Here is a 23,437-nt window from a genome sequence, read left to right on the forward strand (position 1 = left end):
ACATCCAGCAGCGTATGTCAGGATGCTGACATGGTGCAACAGGAAACGGTCGGGCCGGTGGAGAACGCCGTCGGCTACGTCCTCAAGGAGGCCGCGGTGGCGCTGCGCACCGCGATGGACGCGGTGCTGCGGCCGCTGCAGCTGACCGTCCCGCAGTACTCCTGCCTGGAACTGCTCGGCCAGCGGCCCGGCCTGTCCAACGCCGAACTGGCCCGCGGCACCTTCGTCACCCGCCAGTCGATGAACGTGGTGCTGCACGGCCTCGAGGAGCGGGGGCTGGTCACCCGGCCCGCGACCGCCGCCCGGGGCCGCGAACTGCCGGCCGAGCTGACCCCGGCCGGCCGGGATCAGCTGCTCGCGGCCAGCACGGCGGTGCGGGCCGTCGAGAAAAGGATGTGCGCGGGCCTGAGCCCCGCACGACAGCAGGAACTCCTCGAAACGCTGGCCGCCTGCGCTCGCAACCTCAGCCCGGCCTGAGGAAACTTCGTCGCCTGCGGGTGCAATGCGGCCGGGGTGTGAGGTTGTCTGGAACAAGTGAGGGCCCGGCACCCGCCGGCTCGCCGAGGGGAAGCCCGTGAAGCCGTCCGGCCCGCAGTTCCAGGAGTTCGCCGAGGCCGCGAACCTGCCGCTGCTCAGGACGGCGCGCCTGCTCACCGGCGACTGGCACCTGGGCCAGGACCTGCTGCAGGTCACCTTGACCAAGGTCTACCTGCGCTGGTCCCAGGCCGACCGGTGGGACTCCCCCACCGGCTACGCCCGGACCGTCATGGTCAACACGTACTGCACCTGGCACCGGCGGCGCTGGCGGCACGAACTGCCCCGGGAACGACTGCCCGACCGCGCCGACGAACGGGACACCGCGGACACCGTGGCCACCACGGACGCGCTGGCCCGGGCGCTCGCGGATCTCCCCCGGCGGCAGCGGGCGGCGGTGGTCCTGCGGTACTACGACGACCTGTCGGTGGAACAGGCCGCCCGGGTCCTGCAGTGCCCACCCGGGACAGTCATGAGCCTGACCTTCCGTGCGCTGGCCCGGCTGCGGCAGAGCGCGGACCTGCACGACACGGCGGTGGAGGGGCGATGAACGAGCAGGAGGAGAACGCACTGCGCCGGGGGCTGCACGCGATGGTGGCCGATCCGCCTCGGGTCACTCCGGCCGGCGACGCGATCGTGGCCGCGCACGCCCGGCGGCGACGGGACCGGGCCGGGCTGGCCGGGCTCGCGGTGCTGGTGGTGGCCGCGATCGCCGTACCGAGTGTGCTGATGACGCGGGATGCCGGGACACCACCGGCCCCGGCCGTGGCAGGACCGTCCGCGCCGAGCCCTGCCACCACCGAGGAGGACAGAGTGGACAGCAACCCACCGGCGCCGCCGGGAACGGAGCTGGCGACCGGGCCGGCCGAGCCGGCCGTCGGCAGCTCCTATCGCTACGACCTGTTCGTGCACTGCGGGATCCGGTACGCCAGGTTCGGCGGGCGATGGTGGCAGGCCGAGCGGGAGCAACCCGAGCCGCGGACAACCTACGGCGGCGGCCTCTACGTGCCGGGGACGATGGCGCTCGTCGCCGCCGACGAGGCCCGCTTCACCAGCGACACACCGACGGTGGACGCCACCTTCCGGCCGCTGGCCGGCGATCCCGAGCCCTGCGACTGACCCGGCACCGGCGGCCGGGCCGTGAGGCCCGACCGCCGGCATGACGTCCGCGAGAGCTCAGTTGGCGTGGTTGTACAGGGCGTGCAGGGCATCGAAGTCGTGGGTGTCGGGATACCGGGAGATGTTGAGATCAACGGCATTTCCCGAGCGCAGGCAACTGCTCGACACGGTCCGGTGCTCCAGGCCGAGCACATGGCCGAGCTCATGACAGGTGGTCTTGCGGGCCTGGTGGGCGTTCGTGACCCGGACCCGGCTCAGGTAGACGGTCGCGCTCGTGTAGTGCCCGCCGGAGACGGAACGGTAGGTCACCCCGTAGTTGCCGTCGTCGTTGAGGTACTCGTATACGTGCACACAATGCAGCCGGGTGTTGGCACAGGTCGCCCAGTTGTAGTACGAGTCGACGCCGCGGGCCTCGTTCCACTTGTAGACCGACGAGGAGACCGGCCAGAACGCCGGGGTGTGGTCGACGAAGTAGATCTGCGAGTGGGCCAGGCCGTCGTGCGCCCAGTGATTACCGGTGACGTGCGAGGCGGATGCCGGCGACTGGTTCACCAGCAGGCCGAAGAGCAGGACGAAGGGAACGAGCAGGGCGCCGAATCGGCGGGGTGACATTTTCATGAGTGGCTCCCGGGCCAGCCGCGGTCACAGATCGCCTTCGGATCCGCGATGGGGGCGTTCTTGTCGACCTTGCTGACCGTGGCGACGCCGGCGACCGTTCCGTCCGGGTGGAAGCAGACGAGGCTGGCACCCGGATCCTCCGCCGCCAGGTCCCGCGCCTCATGGAGCAGTTCCGCCTTCGACGGCTGCTTCGCCTTCTTGACCGCGGGTGGGTTGAGCACCGGCGACTTCTCGGGGTTGATGTTGGCCGGCTGCAACGACTTGGGGTTGACCGGCTCGGCGCCGGCCGGCTGGGCGGCCGGGGCCGCCGGGGCGGCGGGCTCGGCCGGCTGCGCCGCTCCGGCCGAACCCATCCACGCGAAGCCGATGATCCCGGCAGCGACCGTCGTGGCCGCCACCGTCCCTACCAGAGTGCGGACGGATCTCAGTCCTCTGAGGACTCTCTCGGATGTCATGCCCGGAACATAGCCACGAACGTCTATCCCGCGATGTCCCGGGCGACAAGGACCGATAACGCGTGGCAAGCGCAGTTTTAGCGGTGCTTATGTCCGCACTGGACAAGATCGTTCGCGACATCCTCGCACAGGCACGGCGCTGCCGCATGATCCGTTCACCGGACGCGGTTCGCGTACGCCCGTTCCCGCGCGGCCGCGAACTCCTTGACGACGTTGCCGCAGTAGCTCCACGGCCAGTCGGTCACCTGGTCGCCGATCATGTCGAAGACCCGCGCCGCCGCCGCGGACTCGCCGGCCTTCGCCAGGCCCATCGCGAACGAGTTGGCCCGCGGGAACCAGCCCACGCCGGGCCGGAACGCCGGATGGAACAGCGACTTGTGCACCGCGGTCAGCATGTCCGCGCGGACCGGCGCACTGCGCATGTACTGGTCGTCCTCCCCGCGCGGCAGCGACAGCCACTTCTCGATGTGGGCGACGACCAGGACCTCGGGCACCAGGCTGCCGTCCGGGGCGGCCGCGGTGGCCTCCCGGGCGAAGGCGAACATCTGCTCGTCGCTGCCGAACCACTTGGCGCACAGGTACTGCAGGTGCTGCTCGTGCGCGACGACGTGCGCCGGGTGGCGCTTGACCACCTCGGCGAAGCGGGCGGCGGCCTCGTCGGGGGCGACCTGCCGCCCCCGGGCCGAGGTCACCAGCCAGGTCCACGCGGTCACGTTGTCCGGATCCCGGTCGACGACCTCGTCCAGGGCGTTCTCGGCGATCCGCAGCCGGCGGTGGAACTCGCGGAACTGCTCCTCGCGAGTGTGCTCGGCCCGTGCAGCGCCGCGGGCCTCCCAGGCCCAGAACACGCCGTGGCAGCCCTTGAGCAGCGTCGGCAGCGTGGAGTGCGGCTCGGCGGCGATCCACCCGCCGATCCAGTCCTGCACGCCGTCGACCTCGGCGGCGGACTCCATCAGGTAGGCGTGCGTGTCGGGATCGGGCGCTCCGTCGAGGATGGCCCGGATCGTGGCGCTGTCGCGGGCCGCCACGGCCGCCACGAGTGCCCGTACCTGCGGGTCACCGTTGGTCGGGTCGATCGTCAGGCCGGCCGTCGCCGGTCCGCGCTTCTTGAATGGCCACATGTGAAATTTCCTCCCCGTGATGGCCGGAGATCCTAAAGGACCGATACGGTGCCGTCAGTTGCCGTGGAGCAAGTAACCCATCGACGTACGCCATGGTGGTGCGGCACAATCTGGCGCGACCTTGCTACGGGGAAGGGCCTCGACATGCCTTATGACGCTTTCATCTCCTACAGTCATGCGGCCGACGGGGCACTGGCACCCACCTTGCAGCGCGGTCTGCAACGGCTGGCGCGGCCGTGGCACCGCCGGCGGGCGCTGGAGGTGTTCCGCGACCAGACCGGCCTCGGTACCAGCCCGGCGCTGTGGTCGTCCATTCAGAAGGCCCTCGCCGGATCCGAGTACTTCGTCCTGCTGGCCTGCCCGGAGGCAGCGGACTCCCGCTGGGTGAACCAGGAGGTCGAAGCCTGGCTGGCGGAACACCCGGTGGACCGGCTCCTGCCCGTCGTGACCTCCGGGGAGTGGGTCTGGGACTCCGCCCGAGGTGACTTCGACTGGGAGCGGTCAACGGCCGTACCGCCCGCTTTGCGCGGTGTGTTCCAGGAGGAGCCGCGGCACCTGGACCTGCGCTGGGCCCGCTCGGAGAGCGAACTCGACCTGCGCCACGGCCGGTTCCGCGACGCCGTCGCCGAACTGGCCGCGTCCATCCACGGCGTGAGCAAAGAAGACCTGGACAGCGAGGACGTCGCCCGGCACCGCGGGATGATCCGGTTGCGCCGCGGCGTGCTCGCGGTCGTGGGCCTGCTCCTCGTGCTGGCCGGGGTCACCGGCGCGCTCGCGGTACGCAACGCCCGTACGGCGAGTGCGTCGGCGGTCGAGGCGTCGCGGCAGCAGCAGCTGGCCGACCAGCATCGCGTCTCCGCCACGGTCTACGCGGCTGAGGCGCAACGTCAGCAGCAGATCGCCGGGGACGAGCAGCGCCGCGCCCAGCAGGCCACCGCGGACGCCCGCCGGGAACAGGGCAAGGCGGGAGAGGCGGCAGCCGAGGCGGACCGGCAGGAGGACAACGCCGCGCAGGCCGCAGCCGCAGCGCGTCAGCAGCAGACCCGCGCCGACCGCGCCGCGGCCGAGGCCGAACGCCAGCGAACCCTCGCCGCCGAGCAGGAGCGCAAGGCGGCGCAGGCCGCCGCCGACGCGCGGCGGCAACGCGACGCCGCCGATCGGCAGCAGGCCCGGGCCGACCGCGCCGCGACCGAGGCCGAACGCCAGCGAACCCTCGCCGCCGAGCAGCGGCGCAAGGCGGCGGCGGCTGCCGCCGAGGCGCGACGGCAGGAACAGGCGGCCCGGACCCAGCAGAGGATCGGCATCAGCCAGCGTCTGATCAGCCAGGCCGACTCGGTCCGGCAGCAGGATCCGCGTACGGCCACGCAACTGGGTCTCGCGGCGGAGCAGCTCAACCCGGGCGACCCGGCCGAGGCCGGGCTGGTCAACACGGTGGTCGGAACCCGTTACGCGGGGACCCTCACCGGCCACACCGGATCGCTCATCGCGTCGGCGTTCAGCGCCGACCGGCGTCTGCTGGTGACCGGGAGCGCCGACAGCACCGTACGGCTGTGGGACCTGCCCGACCGCGGCACCCCGCGGAGCCTGGCCCAGCTCACCGACCACACCGACTTCGTGGAGAGCGTCGCGCTCAGCAAGGACGCCACGCTCCTGGCCACGGCCAGTCAGGATGGGACAGTTCTGCTGTGGGACCTCGGCGACCGCCGTCACCCCCGCCGCCTGGCCCAGCTCGCCGAGCACACCGATGCCGTGACCGCGGTCGCGCTCAGCGCCGACGGGCGCACCCTGGTCAGCGGCAGTGCGGACGGCTCCGCGCTGGTGTACGACCTGACCGATCGCCGTCAGCCGCACCGCCTGGCCCGCCTCGCCGAGAGCGACTCGCAGCTGGGGGATCTGGCCCTCAGCGCCGATGGGCGCACCCTGGTGACCAGCAGGTGGAGCGGCACCGTGGTGTGGGATCTGAGCGACCGCGGCAAGCCGCAGCGCCTCGACACGTTGGACGAGCTCACGCGTTCGTCGGTCGACCTGACGCTCAGCGCGGACGGGCGTACGCTCGCCGTCAGCCAGCAGGACCTTCCCGTCTCGGTGTGGGATCTCAGCGACCGCGCTGACGTCCGCCGCGTGGCCCAGCTGACCGACGGCACCGGATGGGTGACCGCGATCGCGCTCAGCGCCGACGGGCACACCCTCGTGGCCAGCTACGTGAACCACGCCGTGCTGGGGTGGGACCTGACGCGTCCCGGCAAGCCCGTGAAGAGCGCCCAGCTCACCCACAACTCCGGGTCGCTGAACGCGATCGCCGTCAGCGCCGACGGACAGACGCTGGCCATGGAGGGCCGCAACTACACCGAGCAGTTGTGGGATCTGACCGACGGCACCGGTCCGCGACGCGTCGCTGAGGTCGCCGGCCACCGCGACGCGATCAGCGGGGTTGCCCTCAGTGCCGACGGACGGACCTTCGTCACCGGCAGCTACGACGGCACCGCGCAGGTGTGGAACCTGTCCCGGCCCGCCGCCCCCCGTCTGCTGGGCCGGCTGGAGGGCCACCTCGACTCGCTGGACGCGGTCGCGCTCAGCGCCGACGGACGCACCGTCATCACCAGCAGCACCGACACCGTACGGCTGTGGGACACCGCCGACCTCTCCGTCAGTCACCCCGTCGTCACGATGAACGGGGGGCCGAACTCGGTGGCCGCGTCGGCGCTGAGCCGGGACGGCCGGCTTCTCTCCGTGGGCCTCGCCGACGGAACGGTCGAGCTGTGGAACACGACCGACCGCCGCGCACCGCGACGACTGGCCCGCTTCGAGGGGGTCCGGATCGGGTTGGACGTGCTGGCACTCAGCGCCGACGGTAAGACGCTGGCCGCCGGCAACGGCGTGCACGTCCAGCTGTGGGACCTGACCAGGCCCGCCTCGCCCCGGAAGGCGGCGTTGCTGAGCGATTCCTCCGGCGCCCTGGACAGCCTGGCGCTGAGCGCCGACGGACGGACGTTCGCCGCCGGCGGCTCGTACGGGGTGGTGCTGCTGTGGGACACGACCGATCGAAGTCGCCCCCGTCAGCTCACCCAGGTCGTCGGCGACTTCGGCTCGGGCCACGCGGTGACGCTCAGCCCGGATGGGCGCACCTTGGCCAACAGCGGTCCGGACGGTGCCGTGCTGCTGTGGGACCTGACCGACCGCAGCCACCCGCGCCGCCTGGTCCAGCTCGACGGCCAGGTCAGTTCGACGTCGACGATGGCGTTCAGTGCCGACGGCAACAGCCTGGCCGGCGGCCTGCGCCGCACCGCCGGGGTGTGGGACCTGGCCGGCCTCAATGATCTCCGCCGGCACGCGACCGAGCGCGCCTGTGCCGTCAACGGCGGCCTGACCCGGGCTGAATGGGCGCGCTACGTGACCGACGTGCCGTACGAGAGGACCTGTCAGCAGAGGTGAGAGCGGGCGGGGAGTCAGGCGTCGGTCAGCTCGCCCGCCAGCAGGCCCATCGTGTACTGGTCGTACCACCGGCCGTCGCGGCGGAAGACCTCGCGCAGGCGGCCCTCCCGCACGAAGCCGACCTTGCGGTACGCGCGCCAGGCCGCCTCGTTCTCCGTCACGACCGTCAGGGTGATCTTGTGCAGGCGCATCTTGTCGAAGCCGTAGCGGCACACCGCGCGGACCGTGTCCGTCGCGTACCCCTTGCCCCAGTAGTTCTTCTCGCCCAGGTAGATGTCGAGCTCGGCGATGCCGAGCTCGGGCTCGGCGCCGTGCAGCCGGACCAGGCCGATGAGCTTGTCATCGGCCTGGACCTCGACGCCCAGCAGCAGGTCGCCGTACTCGTTGCGGCCCCGCTCCTCGCCCAGCCACCGCGTCACCTGGGCCAGCGACTGCGGGTGGCTGTCCTGCATCCAGCGCATGACCTCCGGGTCGTGGTTCCACCGCCACAGCGCCTCGGCGTCGGACGGTTCCATGGCTCGCAGTCGCACCAGATCACCCAGCATGGTTGCCAGGACTATCACGGCCGGGGGCGGCCCGCGACGTAAATATCGCCATCGGCCACCGCCACGTCGCGCGCGCTGCTGGCCCCGGTGGCCAGGATCCAGGCCGGATCACGGTGGCCGTCGATCACCTCGATGCGCTGCACGGACCTGGGCGTGGCGATCGTCGTCTCGTACCGCCAGAAGCTGCCGGCGGTCAGCCGGTAGGCGCCGATGCCGGGCGTGCCGTCCGCCGGGGTCGCGTAGATCCGCCAGCCGGCCGGCCCGGCCGGCTCCATGTCGCGGACCCGCACACCGGTGGCAACCTCCCGGGTGCGCCAGCCGGCGGGCCCGGCCCACGTCCCGGTACGGGTATGCACCACGCCGGCCGCGTCGAGCTGCATCCACACCACGAACGGCGCCACCCCGAGTGTCGTGCCGACCAGATTGATGTAGTCCGGCGAACGCGGGTTCACCGTCTGCAACGGCGTCTCCACCACCTTCAGGTGGGTCTCCTGGTCGGTGTCGTCGATCGAGGTGCCCAGCGACCGCCCGGCGGCCGAGCGGAACGTCAGCGAGCCCGGATCGAACGCCGTGTAGTAGATGTTGCGGTGGTAGCGGTCGTGCAGGTGACCCTCGGGACCACCGCCGGCGAGCGTGTAGACGATGCCGACCCGCTCACGGTGCAGCAGCGTCGCCGGCTCGTAGCGCAGCTGGCCGAGGTAGATCTCGTTCATGTTGTCGGCCCGGTTCAGCGGCGCGATCGCCCAGCGGTCCCCGGTCAGCGTGGTCGAGCTCTGCCAGGTGCGCCCGTCGTCGGTCGACCGGACGTACTTCATCGGCCGGGTGTCGGTCGGGAAGGCCGGGTCGAAATCCCCGGCGGTCTCGCGGAAGAAGACGAAGATGGTGCCGTCGGTGGTGCGGAACGGCATCGGGTACGTCGCTCCGAGCCCTTCCGCGATGTTCACATCGGTCCAGGTGCCCTCGATCGAGTGCGGTCGCGGCGAGCGGGCCACCCACAGCTCACGGTTGTGCAGGCCGCGGAAGACCAGCAGGTGACCGTCGGCGGCCTGGATCATGGTCGGGTAATTGTGTGAGTCGTTGTCGCCGCCGGCCACCCGTACCGGAGCGCTCCAGATGCCGGTGCGGTGCTCGTAGGACTGCACGTAATTGTCCTCGTACTGCCCGGCCCAGGAGATGAAGGTGCGGCCCACGGCGGCGTCGTGGACGCCTCCGGCGACTGGCCGGCGGTCGCTGCGGGCAGCGACCGCCGTGGCCGGGGTCATCAGGTCCGGCCGCGGCGGGACCGCTTGCGCGGGTGTCGCCACGGCCAACACGGAAAGAAAAGCTATGACGGTACGCATGACAGCCCCGTTCAGCGGTCGAGGGTGACGACAGCGGCGCTGCCGGCGGCAACGTCGAGGGACAAGGAGCCGCCGTGGACCCGGGTGACGTCGGGACGCCCCGGCCGCAGGTGCCCGGAACGGTCGACGGTGGCGCCCTGCACCACCGTCGGTTCGGCGCCGAGGCTCTCCCCGGTCATCCGCAGCACCTGGCCGCGCCGGTCGCGCCCACCCACGTTCAGGGTCACGGTGACCGGCGCCGCCGAGGTGTCGTCCTTCTGCACCACCGCGATCCGCAGCTTGCAGTCGTCGCCGCGGACGGCGTACGCGGTGATGTTGCGCCCCGCCGAGACCGTGACCGGCAGGAATTGGCCGGGACCCATCTGCCGGGCCATCCACAGCCCGTAGTAGATCGGCATGGCCCGGTAGATCTGGGCCGCCTCGTCGGCCTTGTCCGCCGCGCAGATCGGCGTGTAGCGCTGCCACTTGCCGTTCCAGATGGGCTCGTTGCAGACGCCGAGCCCGCCGTGGATGTTGACCCCGGCCAGCCCGGCCTGGGCCATCTGCATGCTGTAGTCCAGCCCCCACAGCGCCGAGGCGTACTTGTTGCTGACCCCGTCGACGCCGCCGCTGTAGGCGGAGTTGGCCTCGTCGATACGCATCGGCAGCCCGGCGGCCTGCGCGGCGGCGAGGTTCTTGGCCACCGACCTGAGCTGATCGGTCACCGTCTGCGGGGCCAGCAGGGTCGCGATGGTGGCGTCCGGGCCGGAGCTGTACTGGTGCACGGTCAGCATGGCCATCCGCTCGTGCTCGTCGCGGGCCAGCGAGGCCGCCCAGTCCGAGGAGGTGCCCGCGGTGTCGGGTCCGGCGATGCGGTGGTGCCCGACGGCGTCGGCGCAGGCCAGCCAGTCGGCGTGATAGTCGGGGTACGCGTACCCGGCCGGGCGCAGCCCCTTGCCCGCCCACTGGTCCGGCTCGTTGCCGCACTCGACGGCGACCAGCCGGCGACCGAGGATCGCGGTCATCGCCGCAGCCTGGTCGGCGCCGAGCTCGGCGTCCCAGCGGCCGACGTTGATGCCGACCTCGGTCTGCCAGCCGGTGGTGCGCAGCAGCGCGTCCAGCCGCCGGATGTCGGCCGGTCGCACGACGTCCCGCACCCACTCGGGCAGCGGATCGGGAGCCTGCTCTCCCTGCGGCACCCAGAGGGTGTCACGGTCGAGGGTGTTGCCGGCGATCCGCAGGTTGCTGGGCCCCAGCGTGCGCAGCAGCGCGGCGGTGTTGCCCTGGGCGGGGTCGAGGTTGCCGATGCCGAGCTCGCGCATCTCGAAGGAGAGCCCGACGAAGTCGGCGGGCAGCCGCCCGGCCGGATGCCGGGTGTCGACCGTGACGGTGAACGGATCGGGGGCGACGGTGGTGGGCGTGGGTGACAGCGCCAGGACGGCGGTGGCCAGCCAGGCAACGGATGAGAACAGCACGGGGTACTCCTCGGGCAATCGTCGTGGCTCGATGCCTATGGGAGGCGGAGCATAACACCGTGTCTACGTACAGGAAACGCGTCCACATATGTGTATGGGTTCAGGAAGCGCTTCTGGGGTAGAGAGGGAAGATGAAGCTCGGCATGCGGCTCACGACGGCGTCCGCCCTGGCTCTGCTCGGGCTGGTGCCGTTCGCGCTGATCGCTGCGCTCGTCGCCGGCGGCTGGCCACCCCTGCACGACCTCGACCGGGCGGTCACCGACTCCCTGCACACCTGGGCCCTCGGCCATCCGCACTGGACCGAGGCCAACATCTGGTGGACCAACATCTTCGACCCGATGCCGCTGCGGGCGGCGGCGCTGGTCCTCGTGATCTGGCTGCTCCGGCGCCACGCGAAAAGACTCGCACTGTGGGCGGCCACGACCATGGCGGTCGGCGGCGTGCTCGGCGCGCTGCTCAAGCTGCTGGTCGGCCGGCACCGCCCCGACCTGCTGGACCCGGTCGCCCGCGCCACCGGGTATTCGTTCCCGTCCGGGCACGCGCTCAACGCGGCCCTCACCGCCGGGGTGTTCGTGCTGGTACTGCTGCCGGTCGCCCGCGGCGCGAAACGCTGGGTGCTGTGGGGGGCCGCGATCGCGGTGACGGTGCTGACCGGGCTGAGCCGGATCGTGCTGGGCGTGCACTGGACCAGCGACGTGGTGGCGGGCTGGCTGCTCGGGATCGCGGTGGTGGCGGTGACGGCGGCGGCGTTCCCGCGGCTACGGCCGGAACGGGTCGTCGAGGAAGGACTGGAGCCGGAGCTGGCGGACGCTCAACCGTCCCGCTGAGCGGCTCATTCCGGCACGTTCCACGCCTTCAGCGTGATGTTCAGGATGCCGTGGTTGTTTTTCTCGCTGATCGAGTCGATGGTCACGATGACGAGCTTCTGCGTCGTTCCCTGCGCCGCCGCGTCATTGCGCGAGGTCAGGAAGCAGATGCTCAATCCCTCCGAGGGGGCGACCGGCGACTGCGCCGGAGTGGTCCTGATGTTCTCCAGGCAGTCAGCCGGAGTAGCGGTCTGACCCGAGATCTCCGCGAGCGGCAGCTTGGTCTCGATGGCGCCGGGATTGCACTGCTCGTAAACCATGTCTCCGTCGCTGCCACCGAGCACGCGCGGTTCATCGAAATCGACTCCGGTTCCGTAGCCACGACCGCACTGCTCGGTCTGCACGCGCAGGTGCTGGTCCTGATACGCGATCGCGAACTCGGCGGTCGGGCTGATGTCCCCAGGTGAGGTAGTCGCTCCCGGCTCCGGGGTCTCGGTGGGCGGATCAGTCGGGTCCGTCGTCGGTTCGGGAACCGCCGTCGGCTCGGCTGCCGCCGGGGGCAGCGGGCGCTCGTTCGCGCTGGTCGCCAGCGTGGTGGCTTTGTCGCTGCGGCCGAGCGCGATGGCCGCGATGACGACTCCGGCCAGGCCGACGACCAGCGCGAGCACCGCGACGACCAGGGTGGCCACCTGCAGACCGCTGCGACTCCGCGACCCCGCCGCGGCCGGCGGAGCGCCCGCAGCGCCTGACATGGCCGGCCCAGGCGAGGCCGACGGACCAGCCTGCACCGGCTGAGTCGGCGAACCCGCCGACATCGGTTGATGGGATGACCCCGCCGACATCGACGGTTGATTGGGGGACCCCGCCGACATAGACGAAGCAGGCGGCCCGAATGACAGCGGCCGATTCGGCCGCCCAGACGGCATGGCCGGGCTGGGCGTGGCTTGAGTCGACATGGCCTGAGTGGGCATGGCCTGAGTGGGCATGGCCTGAGTGGGCATGGCCTGAGTGGGCATGGCCTGGGTGGGCATGGCCTGGGTGGGCATGGCTTGGGTCGGCGTGCCAGATGGCGGCAGCTGGCCGAAGGGGGTGCCGGATGGCGGCGGCTGGCCGTAGGGCGCGCCGGACTGCGGCGCCTGGCCGTAGGTCGCGCCGGGCGGCGACTGGGCGCTCTGCGGCCCGGCGTTCCCCTCGAAAGGCGGTCCGCTGTGCGGTGCCGGGCCGGCCGGCGAGCTCGGCCGCGCCGGAACTGGAGCCTGCGGATTCGCCGCCAAAGCCGCTCCCCGATTGAATGGCATTTCTGAAGGCACGAACGTTACGGGCAACCGGCGTCAATCACCAATCCCCGAACGGGTGAAACCCGATCAGGAATGATCGAGTGCGGGATTGTCGAGTTTGATCTCGCCGTCCGGGAACTGACAGGTCAACTGGACCCGCATCTTCTGCTTGCCGTCGAGCGGGATACGCATCGGGGCGCTTTTCCCTTTGGTGACGACCTGGTTGGCGGCGATCGCGTCATCGGTGAAGACCTTGAGCTGCAGCGGCGTGTCACCGTCGCGTGCCCGGGACACCCGCAGCTCGGCCTTCAGCGCCGTGTACCGGCCGAGCAGGTCGTACTCGACGACCCTCTGACGGTCGCTGGTCTGCCCGGTAGCACAGTGGATCACCAGGTCATCGCCGGCCGGGCGGACGTTGCCGGCACCGACGGTGGGGGTGAGCCGTACCAGCGGCACCACGGCGCCCGCGGAGGTGGGTCCGGCCGTCCCGGGCGTGGCGGCCTTGGCCACCGGCGCCGGCGGTGCCGGCTCGGCCTTGTTGTCGCCGGCGGCCGGGGAATGCGGCTGCACCCAGGCGAAATACGCGATCACCAACGCGACCAGCGCGATCGCCACTCCCAATCCGCCGAACACCACCTGCATCCAGGTCGAGGCCGATTCGGCCAATGACTTGCTCTCCGAATTCGGCACCCGGCAAGTGTGGACCACCGGGAAAAGAAATGGCCACACCGCATCGGACAGGCTGTCCGATGCGCTGTCCTACTGGTGCGCGGCGCCGCAAATGGCCGACCTCGCAAGCTCTTGACAACCTTGGTTGTCGAGCACAGGCTGGCGCCAAGGGAGGTCAGGCATGGACACCATGAGCCCCACCCAGCAGGACCAGCTGCGGGCCGAACTGAATGAACTCGTCCGGCGCTGGACACGACAGCTCGACGATGACCCGACCAGTGGCTCATCGGAGCCGGACCCGGAAGCGCGGCGACGCTCGCAGCTCACGCGGATGACGGCGGGCGAGCACATGCGCACCCTGCTCGCCGATTTGATCTCCACCAGCGCCGCCGACGCCGCGTCGTACGGCGCGGGCTACCCCGAGCTGGGAGAGGCGGTGGGCATCAGCCGTCAGGCGGCCCGGAAACGGTGGCCGCACCTCGCGGCCGCGCTCGGCGGTCGTCGCGGCCGCACCTGGAAGCAGCCACCCGGCGGTGTCGGTTGGGGCACCGACAGCAGCCTGGGCTACCCGGGAAGCTAGCGCCCCTCATCCGAAGGTGAACACGTGGGCCAGGGCGCCGGGATCAAGGAAGGTGATCTCGAAGGTGCCGTCCGTGACCGGGCCCGGCCGGCGCACGAGCTGGTACAGCCGCGGCTCGGTGAGCGTCCCGCGGCCCTCGGCATCCACGTCGAGTCCGGCCGCCGCGCCCGGGGGCTGCCCGTCGAGCGAGACACGGAACCGCACCGGCTCGCCCTGTGGCTGCGAGCTCAGCACCAGGTGCACATCGCGGGCGTGGAAGCGGAAGACGATCGAGCCGCCGGGCGCGTTCAGCCGGGCCTCGCCCGGGCCGACGGTCCAGTCCCCCGTCAGCGCCCAGTCGTTCACGGCCCACCGGGCCGGCGCCACGTAGCTGTGCGGGACGTCGGCGACCGCGCCGCCGGGTGAGGCGAAGTTCTCCGCGCGTTCGTAGCCCAGGTACGTCTCCGGAGAGGCCAGGTTGTCCCAGTCGGCGGCCAGCTCCAGCCCGGCGGCGGCCACCGCGCCCGGGCCGCGAGGTGGGATCTGCCGTCCCGACTCGGTCAGCAGGTCCTGGATCACCATCTCGGACTGCTGGTAGTCGTTCTCGCCGAAATGGGTGTGGCGCAGCTCGCCCCGGGCGTCGATGACGTACAACGCCGGCCAGTAGTGGTTGTCGAAGGCCCGCCAGATCCGGAAGTCGTTGTCGACGGCGACCGGGTGGCCGACGCGCATCCCGGCCACGGCCCGCCGGACGTTGCCGAGGTCGTGCTCGAAGCCGAACTCCGGCGAGTGCACGCCGAGCAGGACGAGTCCGTGGTCGCGATAGCGGTCCGCCCACGCCCGCACGTGCGGCAGCGTACGGATCCAGTTGATGCACGTGTACGTCCAGAAGTTGACCACCACAACCTTCCCGCGCAGGTCCGTGGCCGTCAGTGGCGGCGTATTGAGCCACGCGGTGGCGCTGTCGAGCGCCGTGAGCCCTTTCATTCCCGCACTCCGCACCATGGCAGCTCCTCTCACGACAGGACTGCCTCCACAATCGCGCCCGGGCGGGCCCGGCGGAACCGGTCAACACCCTGGCGCACGCACGGGTACGGCGGCACCGGGGACGCACCAGGGTCTTCCACGGGCGCGAACATCCCGGCCGGAGTGGAAAGGTCAAGACCATGACGACGTACCTGGCAGTGCGATGACCGGGCAACCGCCGTTCCCCGTCGAGCCGTGGTGCGTCCGCGAGACCGCCCTCGACCTGGACCGGCTGGCGCAGTCGGAGAGTGTGCTGGCGTTGTCGAACGGCCACATCGGGCTGCGCGGCAACCTCGACGAGGGCGAGCCGCACGGGATCGCCGGCACCTACCTCAACTCGTTCTACGAACGCCGTCCGCTGCCGTACGCCGAGGGTGGCTACGGCTATCCGGAGTCGGGCCAGACCGTGGTCAACGTGACCGACGGGAAGATCATCCGGCTGCTGGTCGACGATGCGCCGTTCGACGTCCGCTACGGCACCCTGCACCACCACGAGCGCCGGTTGGACCTGCGCAACGGTGTGCTCACCCGCGAGGCGGACTGGACGTCACCGGCGGGCAAGCGGGTCCGGGTCCGCTCGCGCCGGCTGGTGTCGTTCACCCAGCGTGCCGTCGCCGCGATCGAGTACCAGGTCGAGGCGGTCGACGCCGCCGTACGGGTGATCGTGCAGTCCGAGCTGATCACCAACGAGGAGCAGTCGACCACCTCGGCGGATCCGCGGGTGGCCGCCGCGCTGGAGAACCCGCTGGAAGCCGTCGAGCACGTCGTGGGCCCGCACGGCGCCCTGCTCGTGCACCGGACCCGGGTGAGCAGGCAACTCATGGCCGCGGGCATGGAACACGTCGTCACCGGCGGCGAGGGGGTCGTCGTCGAGTCGGACGGGGAGCCGTGCTGGGCGCGTACCAATGTCACCGGTGTGCTGCAGCCGGGCGCGACCCTCACGGTCGTCAAGACCATGGCGTACGGCTGGTCCAGCATCCGCTCGGTGCCGTCGCTGCGCGACCAGGTCGCGGCCGCCCTGATCGGCGCCCGCCACACCGGCTTCGCCGGGCTGCTGCGCGAGCAGCAGGAATATCTGCGCGAGTTCTGGGACAACGCCGACGTCGTCATCGACGGCGACGCGCAGCTGCAGCAGGCGATCCGCTTCGGACTCTTCCACGTGCTGCAGTCCGGCGCCCGGGCGGAACGGCGGGCCATCCCGGCCAAGGGCCTCACCGGTCCCGGGTACGACGGCCACACGTTCTGGGACACCGAGGGCTTTGTCCTGCCGGTGCTCACCTACACCCAGCCGCAGGCCGCAGCCGACGCGTTGCGCTGGCGGCACTCGACGCTCTGGCTGGCCCGGGAACGCGCGCAGGCGCTCGGGCTGCGCGGGGCGGCGTTCCCGTGGCGCACGATCCGGGGCCAGGAGTGCTCGGGCTACTGGCCGGCGGGCACGGCTGCTTTCCACGTCAACGCCGACATCGCCGACGCGGTCCTGCGCTACCGCATGATCACCGGTGACGACACGCTGGACCGCGAGTGCGGCGTGGAACTGCTGGTCGAGACCGCCCGGCTGTGGGACTCCCTCGGCCACTTCGACCGGCGCGGCGTCTGGCACCTGCCCGGCGTCACCGGACCGGACGAGTACAGCGCCCTGGCCGACGACAACATCTTCACCAACCTGATGGCGGCCCGGAACCTGCGCGGCGCCGCTGACGCCGTCGCCCGGCACCCCGACCTGGCGGACCGGCTCGGCGTCACCGACCAGGAGGCGCTGTCCTGGCGTACGGCGGCAGCCGCGGTCCACCTGCCCTACGACACCGAACTGGAGGTGCACGAGCAGTCGGCGGGCTTCACCGGCCACCCGGAGTGGGCCTTCCCCGACGACCCCGCGCAGTACCCGCTGCTGCTGAGCGCGCCGTACTTCGAGCTCTACCGCCGCCAGGTGGTCAAGCAGGCCGACCTGGTCCTGGCGATGCACTGGTGCGGCGACGCGTTCACGCCCGCACAGAAGGCCCGCAACATGGACTACTACGAACGCCGTACCGTCCGCGACTCGTCGCTGTCGGCGGGCACCCAGGCCGTGCTGACCGCCGAGGTCGGCCACCTGGAACTGGCCCACCGCTACGCCCGCGAGGCCGCCACGGTGGACCTGCTCGACCTGCACCACAACAGCCGCGACGGCCTGCACATGGCCTCGCTGGCCAGCGCCTGGACCGCGATCGTGGGCGGCTTCGGCGGCCTGCGCGACCACGGCGGCGTGCTCTCCTTCGACCCGGCACTGCCGGCGGGCATCAACCGGCTCAGCTTCGCGGTCCGCTGGCAGGGCCGCAGTCTGCGGGTCACCGTGACCTCGACGCAGGCCACCTACGCGCTGCACGACGAGGATCCGCGCGCGCTGACACTCGTGCACGCCGGAACCGGCCTGGAGGTGGCGAACGACCGGCCGCAGACCGTGTCCCTGCGCAGACGGGTGACGGCCCTGCCCACCCCGGACCAGCCACCGGGCCGCCGCCCCGGCGACGGGCAGTGACCGGCTCAGAGGTCGAGCCGGTAGCGCTGTTCCAGACGGCCGCTGCGCGGGTGCGGTGAGGGGTCGCCGTACGGGCGCCAGCCGTGGCCCTCGTAGAGCTTGATCGCCCGCGGGTTGTCGAGGTAGACGTCGAGCTCACCGCGGGTGAATCCGGCCGCGGCGAGCAGGCCCGGCAGATCCTGCATCAGCTGCCGGGCAACGCCGCCGCCCCAGTGGCGAGGCCGCACACCCAAATAGCGGATTTCGGCCGTCCAGACGTGCTCGGCCATCGGTGCGACCGCGGCGAAAGCGACGACCTGATCGGCCGGGTCGACCGCGACCAGCAACAGTGACCGGGGCGAGCTCTCGATGACCTGCTGAATGATCGGCCGGGCCACGCTCAACGGCGCGATCTCCGCGTCACCGTCGCGCGCCGCCGTGGCCTCCGCCCAGATCGTGGCCGCCTCGTCGAGGTGTTCTCCCGGTCCGGCGACCCGGATGTGCACGCTCGTCATCGGCCGATGATGCCACCGCGCCGGGCCATCGGGCGGTGCACTCACCTGGGTGACCTATCGGGACATTTGCGGGGAAGAGTGCTTGGCTTGCGGTCAGCAGTCCAGCCCTCAACCCCCCAGGAGCAGGCCTTGAATGCATCTCGCTTGTCGGGTCGGATCGCCGTCAGTGTCACGGCCGTGGCCGGCCTCGTTCTCGGAACGGCGGGCGCTGCCGTCGCGGCCCCGGTGACGCTCGGCGGATGCGCGGTCGTCACGCCGACCAAGGGGTGGGTGACACAGACCGTGTGGATCGACAACAACTGCCCCGAGGACCGCAGCTTCCGGGTCATCAGCTTCGGTGCACAGCTCGGCTTCCGGTGCTTCACCGTCGCCTCCGGCACGCGCGGTGGCTGGCGGTTCCCCACCTCCAAGAAGTACCTGTGGACGGAGTTCTGCTAGGCGCAGATCCGGTGGGGGCTGTCGCCCCGGGCCGGAGACGGAAACGTAGGCAGTGTCCGTAGCGGTCGGCAAACTCGAGGTGGTCGGCGGCGATCACGCGCATAGTCCCGGCGCGAACGGTGTTGTCCCATCCGGCCGGTCTGCGAGGGGTGCGTCGGGCACCTGAACGAGGAGGCCAAGGACGGCAGTTTCACCGGCTGGCGCGGGCAACCGGCGATCGAGGAGCGTGCTGATCGCCGAGCCGGCCTACGAGTCGTACTCGGGCCTGCCCCTGACGCCGGGGCTGCACACCTGGAGATCTGGGATCGGTGACCGGGCACCGCCCCGGCTTCGTGCCCACCTGCCACCACCGCGGCGCCGGCCAGCTCGGCGCCGTACGCGACGGCGTGCTGCACCGCTGGCCGACGGGTTGACCGGCGCTCAGCCGCAGGCGCCGGTTCCGACGCCGCGGGTACGCTCCGCGCCGAGCTTCGCCGGGCCGGCCGCCTCCGCCGCGGTCAGCGCGAAGCCGACATTGCGGTCCTCCCGGGCCACCGCGAAGATCACGCCGAGCACGTCACCGTTCGGGGCGAGCAGCGGGCCGCCGGAGTTGCCGCGGCGCACCAGGGCCCGGATCGTGTAGACCTGCCGGGTCACGTCGGCCGAGTCGTCGATCGCCGGGCCGGTGATGTCGCCGGACTCGCGCACCCGGGCGGCCTGCGCGTTGTACGGCCCGTTCAGCGGATAACCCACCACGATCGCGTCCACCCCCGTGCGCGCCGGCTCGCGCCCGAACGGCAGCACCGGCGCGCGCAGGCCGGGCACGTGGATCACCGCCAGGTCGCGTTCGGGGTCGAACACCACCACCGTGCCGTCGCGGGGGCCGTCAGTCGTCTCCACCTGCACGGTGCTGGTGCCGGCCACCACGTGCGCGTTGGTCATGACGCGCTCGGCCGCGTACACGAATCCGGTGCCCTCGATGCGCTGCTCGCAGGCCGAACCCACCACCTTGAGCACCGACCGGCGGGCGTCGCCGACGACCCGGGCCTTGGCCAGCCGCGGATCCGGCGCCGGCACCTGCCGGGCGGCGGTGCCGGTCAGGCCGGCGAAGACGTCCGGGAAACCGTCGCTGTCCAGCGACTCGCGCAACGCGGCGGACAGCGCCTGCGGCTGCCGCGGCAGCAGACTGTCCATCCCCTGCAGCACCGCGCTGCTGCGAACCTGCTTGTTGAGCTCCGGGAAAGGCGTCGACCCCAGGGGTACGGCGAGCAGCCACGCGACGACGAGCACCGCGACCAGCGAGACAGCCGCCCCGCCGGCGTCGTCGAGGCGTTGCACCGACGGGTGCACGATCGCCGCCCGGACCCGGGTGCCGAGCCAGCTCGCGAGGGTCTGCCCGAGCACCGCCAGCGCGAGCATCGTGACGAGCGCGACGACCAGCCGCACCGCACCGTCGGCGAACTGGTCGGCGATCAGCGGGCCGAGCTGCAGCCCGATGAGCAGACCGCTGAAGAAACCGCCGAAGGAGAGCGCCCCGATGACAAAACCCTGCCGGTAACCACCGATGGCGAAGCCCAGCATGAGCAGGATCAGAATGCCGTCGACCACGGGCGTCCCTCCGCCGGGCAGCAAGCTTCCACGCCGGCCACAGTAAGGGGAACACCCAAGCGCACGTCGCTCACGCCTCCAGCGCGGCCGCCTTGCGCAGCAGCACCGAGCGTTCGCGCTGGTTCGCGCACAGCCGGGCCGCCCGTTCCAGCTCGGCGCGGGCCTCCGGCAGCCGGCCGAGGCGGGCCAGCAGCTCCCCGCGTACGGTCGGGACCAGATGCGACCCGGGAAGCCGGTCCAGGGCGACCAGATCGTCCACCAGGAGCAGGGCCGGCGCCGGGCCGGAGGCCATGGCCACGGCGACCGCCCGGTTGAGCTCGACCACCGGCGAGGGCGCCACCCGGCCCAGCGCCTCGTAGAGCACCACGATCTGCGCCCAATCGGTCTCCTCGACCGAGGGCGCCGACGCGTGCGAGGCCGCGATCGCGGCCTGCAGGCCGTAGGGCCCGAGGCCGCCGGCAGCGGCCCGGGCCAGCGCGCCCAGCCCGCGCCGGATCGCCGCGAGATCCCACAGCGTCCGGTCCTGGTCCTCCAGCAGGACCGGCGCACCGTCCGGCCCGGTCCGCGCCAGGAAGCGCGCGGCCGTCAGCTCGCACAACGCGAGCAGGCCGTGCACCTCCGGCTCGTCCGGCACCAGTGCGGCCAGCATGCGGGTCAGCCTGATCGCCTCGTACGCGAGATCCGGGCGCAGCAGCCGATCACCAGACGTGGCCGTCGACCCCTCGGTGAAGATCACGTAGAGGACGCTGAGCACACCGCCCAGCCGCTCCCGCCGCTCACCGGGCGCGGGCAGCTCGAACGGCACCCCGGCCGCCGCGATCGCCTTCTTGCCCCGGGTGATGCGGGCCTGCACGGTGGGCACCGGCACCAGGAACGCGCGGGCGATCTCCTCGCTGGAGAGGCCGCCGACCACCCGCAGGGTCAGCGCCACCCGGGCCTCGGGAGAGAGCACCGGATGGCAGCTGATGAACATCAGGGCCAGGACGTCGTCGTCGATCCGGTCCGGGTCGATCTCGTCGTCGACCGCCGGACCGGCCGCCGGGTCGCCCGCCAGCAGGGCGTACCGCTCCTGGAGGGCGGTCCGGCGGCGGATCGCGTCGATCGCCCGCCGCCGGGCCGTGGCCATCAGCCAGCCGGCCGGATTCGCCGGAGCGGCCCGCGGCCACGACACCAGCGCCTCGGTCACCGCCTCCTGGGCCGCGTCCTCGGCCAGCCCGAGATCACCGGTGAACCGGGTGAGCGTGGCGACGATCCGCGCCGACTCGCTCCGCCAGACGGCCTCGACGTCGGCGGCGCCCATCAGACCCGGCCGCTGCTCTCGCCCTGCTTGACGAACTCCCCGCTGGCCGCCGGGACCTCGTCCTCCCCGGGTACCCGCCGCACCTCGATCTTGGAGCCGGGAACGGCCGGGACCCGCTTGGCCCACTCGACTGCCTCCTGCTGCGAGGCGACCTCGACCGTGAAGTAGCCGCCGAACAGCTCCCTGGTCTCGCCGTACGGCCCGTCGGTGACCACCGGGGCGCCGTCACCGAAGTGCACCACGGCGCCCTGACCCGGATCGTCCAGCCCCTCGGCGGCGACGTAGACGCCGGCCTTGACCATCTCCTCGATGAACTGCCGGGTCGAGGCCATCATCTCGTCGATCCGGGCCATCATGGCCGCGTTCGTCTCGTCCGTGCCTCGCATGATCAGCATGTACTTCTGCATCGCGCTCTCCTCGTCCGGCGGGTCGCTTCCGACCCTCGCACCCCCATGTCGAACGGGCAGCGGGCAGATCGACACGGACCCGGGAGGAATCTAGCTGGCGGCTGCCTGCGCAGCCCGCTCGATCTTCGCGCGGTGTGTCGCGCGGGCGGCCGTGTCGATCTCTTCCTCGTACTCAGCTCTCAGCCCGGTCCGGCCGTCGAGCTGCTCACGCAGGATGTCGGCATGGCCGGCATGCCGGGTGGTCTCCTGAAGGACGTGGATCATGACGCCGAACAGCGTGACGTCGGGCCGCGGCCACCACGGCACGTGGCCAGGTGCGTCGAGGGAACGCTCTCCGATCGTCGCGTCGGCATGCGACCAGGCACGCTGATAGAAGTCGATGATCTGTTGGCGTGTCTCGTCCGGGCTCGCCCACAGATCGCTTCCGTCGGCGTCCTGCCATCGCCCCAATGACTCCGGAGACGGACGACCGAAAACCTCACCGAAATACCAGGCCTCACTGGTTGCCATATGCTTTACCAGGCCGAGGAGATTGGTTCCCGTCGCCGTCAGGGGACGCCGGACGTCGTACTCGGACAGAGCGTCGAGCTTCCAGACCAGCGCCGCACGGACCGCCTTGAGCCGGCCGTGCAGGAAGTCCTTCGCGACATCATCGATCATGGCGACGACCTTGCCACGCGGCACCAATGGACAGCTGCCGGGTCAGTGGCTCACCCGGGTCAGGCGGGCCACCGCTCGCTGCTTGAGCGCGAACCCCTCCTTGGCCGCATCGCGCAGGCCGGCCACCAGCGGCGATCGGGACCGGCGGGCCCACGGCACCGGCACCTCGGTGGTGCCGTACTTGGCCTTGTAGGAGTTGCCGCCGACGAAGTCGAACTCCGTGACCCCGCGCTCCCTGGCCCAGCGCAGCGCATGCCAGATGAGCGCCTCGTTCGGGCGCAGGTGCTGGTCCTCGCGCCAGCTGGCGCCGCCCCAGAAGTACATCGTGCGGTGGTACCAGGGCAGTACCGCGGTGGCGATGCAGCGGCCTTCCGGGTCGCGGGCGCGCAGCAGCAGGATCTGGCCGGCCGGGGCGAGATTGCGGATCAGGGCGCGGACCCGCTCGATCGAATAAGTCGGTACCAGATTTTGTTTGGCGAATACGTCGCGTAGCTGATTGTAAAAATCGTCGGCGAATGCTTCGTCGTCCGGCTGCGCTTCTTCGATGACGACTCCGGACTTGGCCGCCTTGCGGATATTGCGCCGGCAGGCGCTGGCCATCGCGGCGAACAGGGTGTCCTCCGGTGGGCTCAGGTCGATCACCGCGGTCGGGGCCGCGGCCCAGCGCAGGCCCAGGCCCTCCAGGTCCGGTTCGGTCAGGCCGCGGTCGCGGATCTCCAGGTGGGCGCAGCCCAGCTCGCCGAAGGCGAACGGCATCAGCGCTTCCAGCGCGGCGCGGCGCGGCACCGCCGGGTCGAGGTTGAAGCCCACGTAGGACGTGGTCCAGCCGGCCATCGGGCTGCCGAGTATCCGCAGGCCGTAACGCTTGGTGACCAGCCCGGTGAAGTGCCCGACGGTACGCGCGCCGTCGGTGACCGTGGCCAGGACCGGCTCGGCGCGCTGGGTCTCGGCGACGAAGCGCAGCCACTGTTCGGTGTGGAAGATCAGGCGGTCGTCGTACGTCGCCCGGTCGGCCCACAGCCCGGCCGTCGGCGCCACCCGTCGCAGTCGCAGCATGATTCTCCCCGGGCGGCTCGATAAA

23 protein-coding genes are annotated in these 23,437 nt (G+C 71.4%); 8 read left to right on the plus strand and 15 right to left on the minus strand.

Going from position 1 to position 23,437, the window contains the following annotated elements; all coding sequences use genetic code 11:
• The first annotated feature begins 30 nt into the window (after positions 1-30).
• The 3 genes from ACZ6S4_RS02375 to ACZ6S4_RS02385 all read left to right on the plus strand — a co-directional run bounded on the left by ACZ6S4_RS02375 (position 31) and on the right by ACZ6S4_RS02385 (position 1,653).
• Positions 31-477, plus strand: coding sequence for a MarR family winged helix-turn-helix transcriptional regulator (locus tag ACZ6S4_RS02375; protein ID WP_465473148.1), 447 nt, complete (start codon positions 31-33; stop codon positions 475-477).
• A gap of 97 nt (positions 478-574) precedes the next feature.
• On the plus strand, positions 575-1,084 hold the full coding sequence (locus ACZ6S4_RS02380; RefSeq protein WP_465473149.1) for a SigE family RNA polymerase sigma factor: 510 nt from the start codon (positions 575-577) through the stop codon (positions 1,082-1,084).
• A complete protein-coding gene (locus tag ACZ6S4_RS02385; RefSeq protein WP_465473150.1) occupies positions 1,081-1,653 on the plus strand; it encodes a hypothetical protein in 573 nt (190 codons plus the stop codon). The genes ACZ6S4_RS02380 and ACZ6S4_RS02385 overlap by 4 nt, the downstream gene beginning before the upstream one ends.
• Positions 1,654-1,710: 57 nt before the next feature.
• Here the strand turns inward: ACZ6S4_RS02385 and ACZ6S4_RS02390 are convergent, their stop codons facing one another.
• From ACZ6S4_RS02390 to ACZ6S4_RS02400, 3 genes are all read right to left on the minus strand, one after another.
• Positions 1,711-2,271 carry a hypothetical protein gene (locus ACZ6S4_RS02390; protein ID WP_465473151.1) on the minus strand — a complete coding sequence of 187 codons (561 nt, stop codon included), beginning with the start codon at positions 2,269-2,271 and terminating at the stop codon, positions 1,711-1,713.
• Complete coding sequence (locus ACZ6S4_RS02395; protein WP_465473152.1) at positions 2,268-2,726, minus strand: hypothetical protein; 459 nt, start codon at positions 2,724-2,726, stop codon at positions 2,268-2,270. The genes ACZ6S4_RS02390 and ACZ6S4_RS02395 overlap by 4 nt, the downstream gene beginning before the upstream one ends.
• A 155-nt stretch (positions 2,727-2,881) precedes the next feature.
• Positions 2,882-3,847, minus strand: coding sequence for a tetratricopeptide repeat protein (locus tag ACZ6S4_RS02400; protein ID WP_465473153.1), 966 nt, complete (start codon positions 3,845-3,847; stop codon positions 2,882-2,884).
• A 144-nt stretch (positions 3,848-3,991) separates the two neighbouring features.
• Here ACZ6S4_RS02400 and ACZ6S4_RS02405 point away from each other — a divergent pair, with 144 nt between their 5' ends.
• Positions 3,992-7,279: a TIR domain-containing protein gene (locus ACZ6S4_RS02405; protein ID WP_465473154.1), complete on the plus strand. Its 3,288-nt coding sequence runs from the start codon at positions 3,992-3,994 to the stop codon at positions 7,277-7,279.
• A 14-nt stretch (positions 7,280-7,293) separates the two neighbouring features.
• Here ACZ6S4_RS02405 and ACZ6S4_RS02410 read toward each other — a convergent pair whose 3' ends face one another.
• The 3 genes from ACZ6S4_RS02410 to ACZ6S4_RS02420 are packed head-to-tail and all read right to left on the minus strand — an operon-like array spanning position 7,294 to position 10,618.
• Positions 7,294-7,809, minus strand: a complete 516-nt coding sequence (locus ACZ6S4_RS02410) for a GNAT family N-acetyltransferase (RefSeq protein WP_465473155.1) — start codon at positions 7,807-7,809, stop codon at positions 7,294-7,296.
• 29 nt (positions 7,810-7,838) lie between these two features.
• The gene (locus ACZ6S4_RS02415) at positions 7,839-9,128 is read right to left on the minus strand and encodes a BNR-4 repeat-containing protein (RefSeq protein ID WP_465473156.1); all 1,290 of its coding nucleotides are present in this window, start codon (positions 9,126-9,128) and stop codon (positions 7,839-7,841) included.
• Positions 9,129-9,175: 47 nt separating this feature from the next.
• Positions 9,176-10,618 carry a glycosyl hydrolase family 79 C-terminal domain-containing protein gene (locus tag ACZ6S4_RS02420; RefSeq protein WP_465473157.1) on the minus strand — a complete coding sequence of 481 codons (1,443 nt, stop codon included), beginning with the start codon at positions 10,616-10,618 and terminating at the stop codon, positions 9,176-9,178.
• Positions 10,619-10,749: 131 nt separating this feature from the next.
• On the opposite strand from ACZ6S4_RS02420, the gene ACZ6S4_RS02425 reads away from it, so the two are divergent.
• Entirely contained in the window at positions 10,750-11,445 is a 696-nt protein-coding gene (locus ACZ6S4_RS02425) for a phosphatase PAP2 family protein (protein ID WP_465473158.1), read from the plus strand.
• Positions 11,446-11,450: 5 nt separating this feature from the next.
• On the opposite strand, the gene ACZ6S4_RS02430 is transcribed toward ACZ6S4_RS02425, so the two are convergent.
• Positions 11,451-12,113: a hypothetical protein gene (locus ACZ6S4_RS02430; protein ID WP_465473159.1), complete on the minus strand. Its 663-nt coding sequence runs from the start codon at positions 12,111-12,113 to the stop codon at positions 11,451-11,453.
• 675 nt (positions 12,114-12,788) lie between these two features.
• On the minus strand, positions 12,789-13,391 hold the full coding sequence (locus ACZ6S4_RS02435; RefSeq protein ID WP_465473160.1) for a hypothetical protein: 603 nt from the start codon (positions 13,389-13,391) through the stop codon (positions 12,789-12,791).
• A 160-nt stretch (positions 13,392-13,551) separates the two neighbouring features.
• Here ACZ6S4_RS02435 and ACZ6S4_RS02440 point away from each other — a divergent pair, with 160 nt between their 5' ends.
• A complete protein-coding gene (locus ACZ6S4_RS02440) occupies positions 13,552-13,950 on the plus strand; it encodes a hypothetical protein (RefSeq protein ID WP_465473161.1) in 399 nt (132 codons plus the stop codon).
• Between the two features lie 6 nt (positions 13,951-13,956).
• Here ACZ6S4_RS02440 and ACZ6S4_RS02445 read toward each other — a convergent pair whose 3' ends face one another.
• A complete protein-coding gene (locus tag ACZ6S4_RS02445) occupies positions 13,957-14,916 on the minus strand; it encodes a redoxin domain-containing protein (protein ID WP_465473162.1) in 960 nt (319 codons plus the stop codon).
• 202 nt (positions 14,917-15,118) lie between these two features.
• Between ACZ6S4_RS02445 and ACZ6S4_RS02450 the strand changes: the two genes are divergently transcribed.
• Positions 15,119-17,470 carry a glycoside hydrolase family 65 protein gene (locus ACZ6S4_RS02450; RefSeq protein WP_465473163.1) on the plus strand — a complete coding sequence of 784 codons (2,352 nt, stop codon included), beginning with the start codon at positions 15,119-15,121 and terminating at the stop codon, positions 17,468-17,470.
• A gap of 5 nt (positions 17,471-17,475) precedes the next feature.
• Here the strand turns inward: ACZ6S4_RS02450 and ACZ6S4_RS02455 are convergent, their stop codons facing one another.
• On the minus strand, positions 17,476-17,964 hold the full coding sequence (locus ACZ6S4_RS02455; RefSeq protein ID WP_465473164.1) for a GNAT family N-acetyltransferase: 489 nt from the start codon (positions 17,962-17,964) through the stop codon (positions 17,476-17,478).
• 177 nt (positions 17,965-18,141) lie between these two features.
• Here ACZ6S4_RS02455 and ACZ6S4_RS02460 point away from each other — a divergent pair, with 177 nt between their 5' ends.
• Entirely contained in the window at positions 18,142-18,402 is a 261-nt protein-coding gene (locus tag ACZ6S4_RS02460; protein ID WP_465473165.1) for a hypothetical protein, read from the plus strand.
• Between the two features lie 420 nt (positions 18,403-18,822).
• Here the strand turns inward: ACZ6S4_RS02460 and ACZ6S4_RS02465 are convergent, their stop codons facing one another.
• The 5 genes from ACZ6S4_RS02465 to ACZ6S4_RS02485 form a co-directional block, all read right to left on the minus strand.
• Positions 18,823-19,989, minus strand: coding sequence for a MarP family serine protease (locus ACZ6S4_RS02465; RefSeq protein WP_465473166.1), 1,167 nt, complete (start codon positions 19,987-19,989; stop codon positions 18,823-18,825).
• A gap of 70 nt (positions 19,990-20,059) precedes the next feature.
• Complete coding sequence (locus ACZ6S4_RS02470; protein WP_465473167.1) at positions 20,060-21,289, minus strand: RNA polymerase sigma factor; 1,230 nt, start codon at positions 21,287-21,289, stop codon at positions 20,060-20,062.
• Positions 21,289-21,696, minus strand: coding sequence for a YciI family protein (locus ACZ6S4_RS02475; RefSeq protein ID WP_465473168.1), 408 nt, complete (start codon positions 21,694-21,696; stop codon positions 21,289-21,291). The genes ACZ6S4_RS02470 and ACZ6S4_RS02475 overlap by 1 nt, the downstream gene beginning before the upstream one ends.
• Positions 21,697-21,786: 90 nt before the next feature.
• Positions 21,787-22,356 (minus strand): DinB family protein, encoded by a 570-nt coding sequence (locus ACZ6S4_RS02480; protein ID WP_465473169.1) that lies wholly within the window; start codon positions 22,354-22,356, stop codon positions 21,787-21,789.
• Between the two features lie 42 nt (positions 22,357-22,398).
• A complete protein-coding gene (locus tag ACZ6S4_RS02485; RefSeq protein WP_465473170.1) occupies positions 22,399-23,412 on the minus strand; it encodes a lipid II:glycine glycyltransferase FemX in 1,014 nt (337 codons plus the stop codon).
• Between the last annotated feature and the right edge of the window lie 25 nt (positions 23,413-23,437).

It is taken from the genome of Actinoplanes sp. NPDC051405, assembly GCF_055586185.1.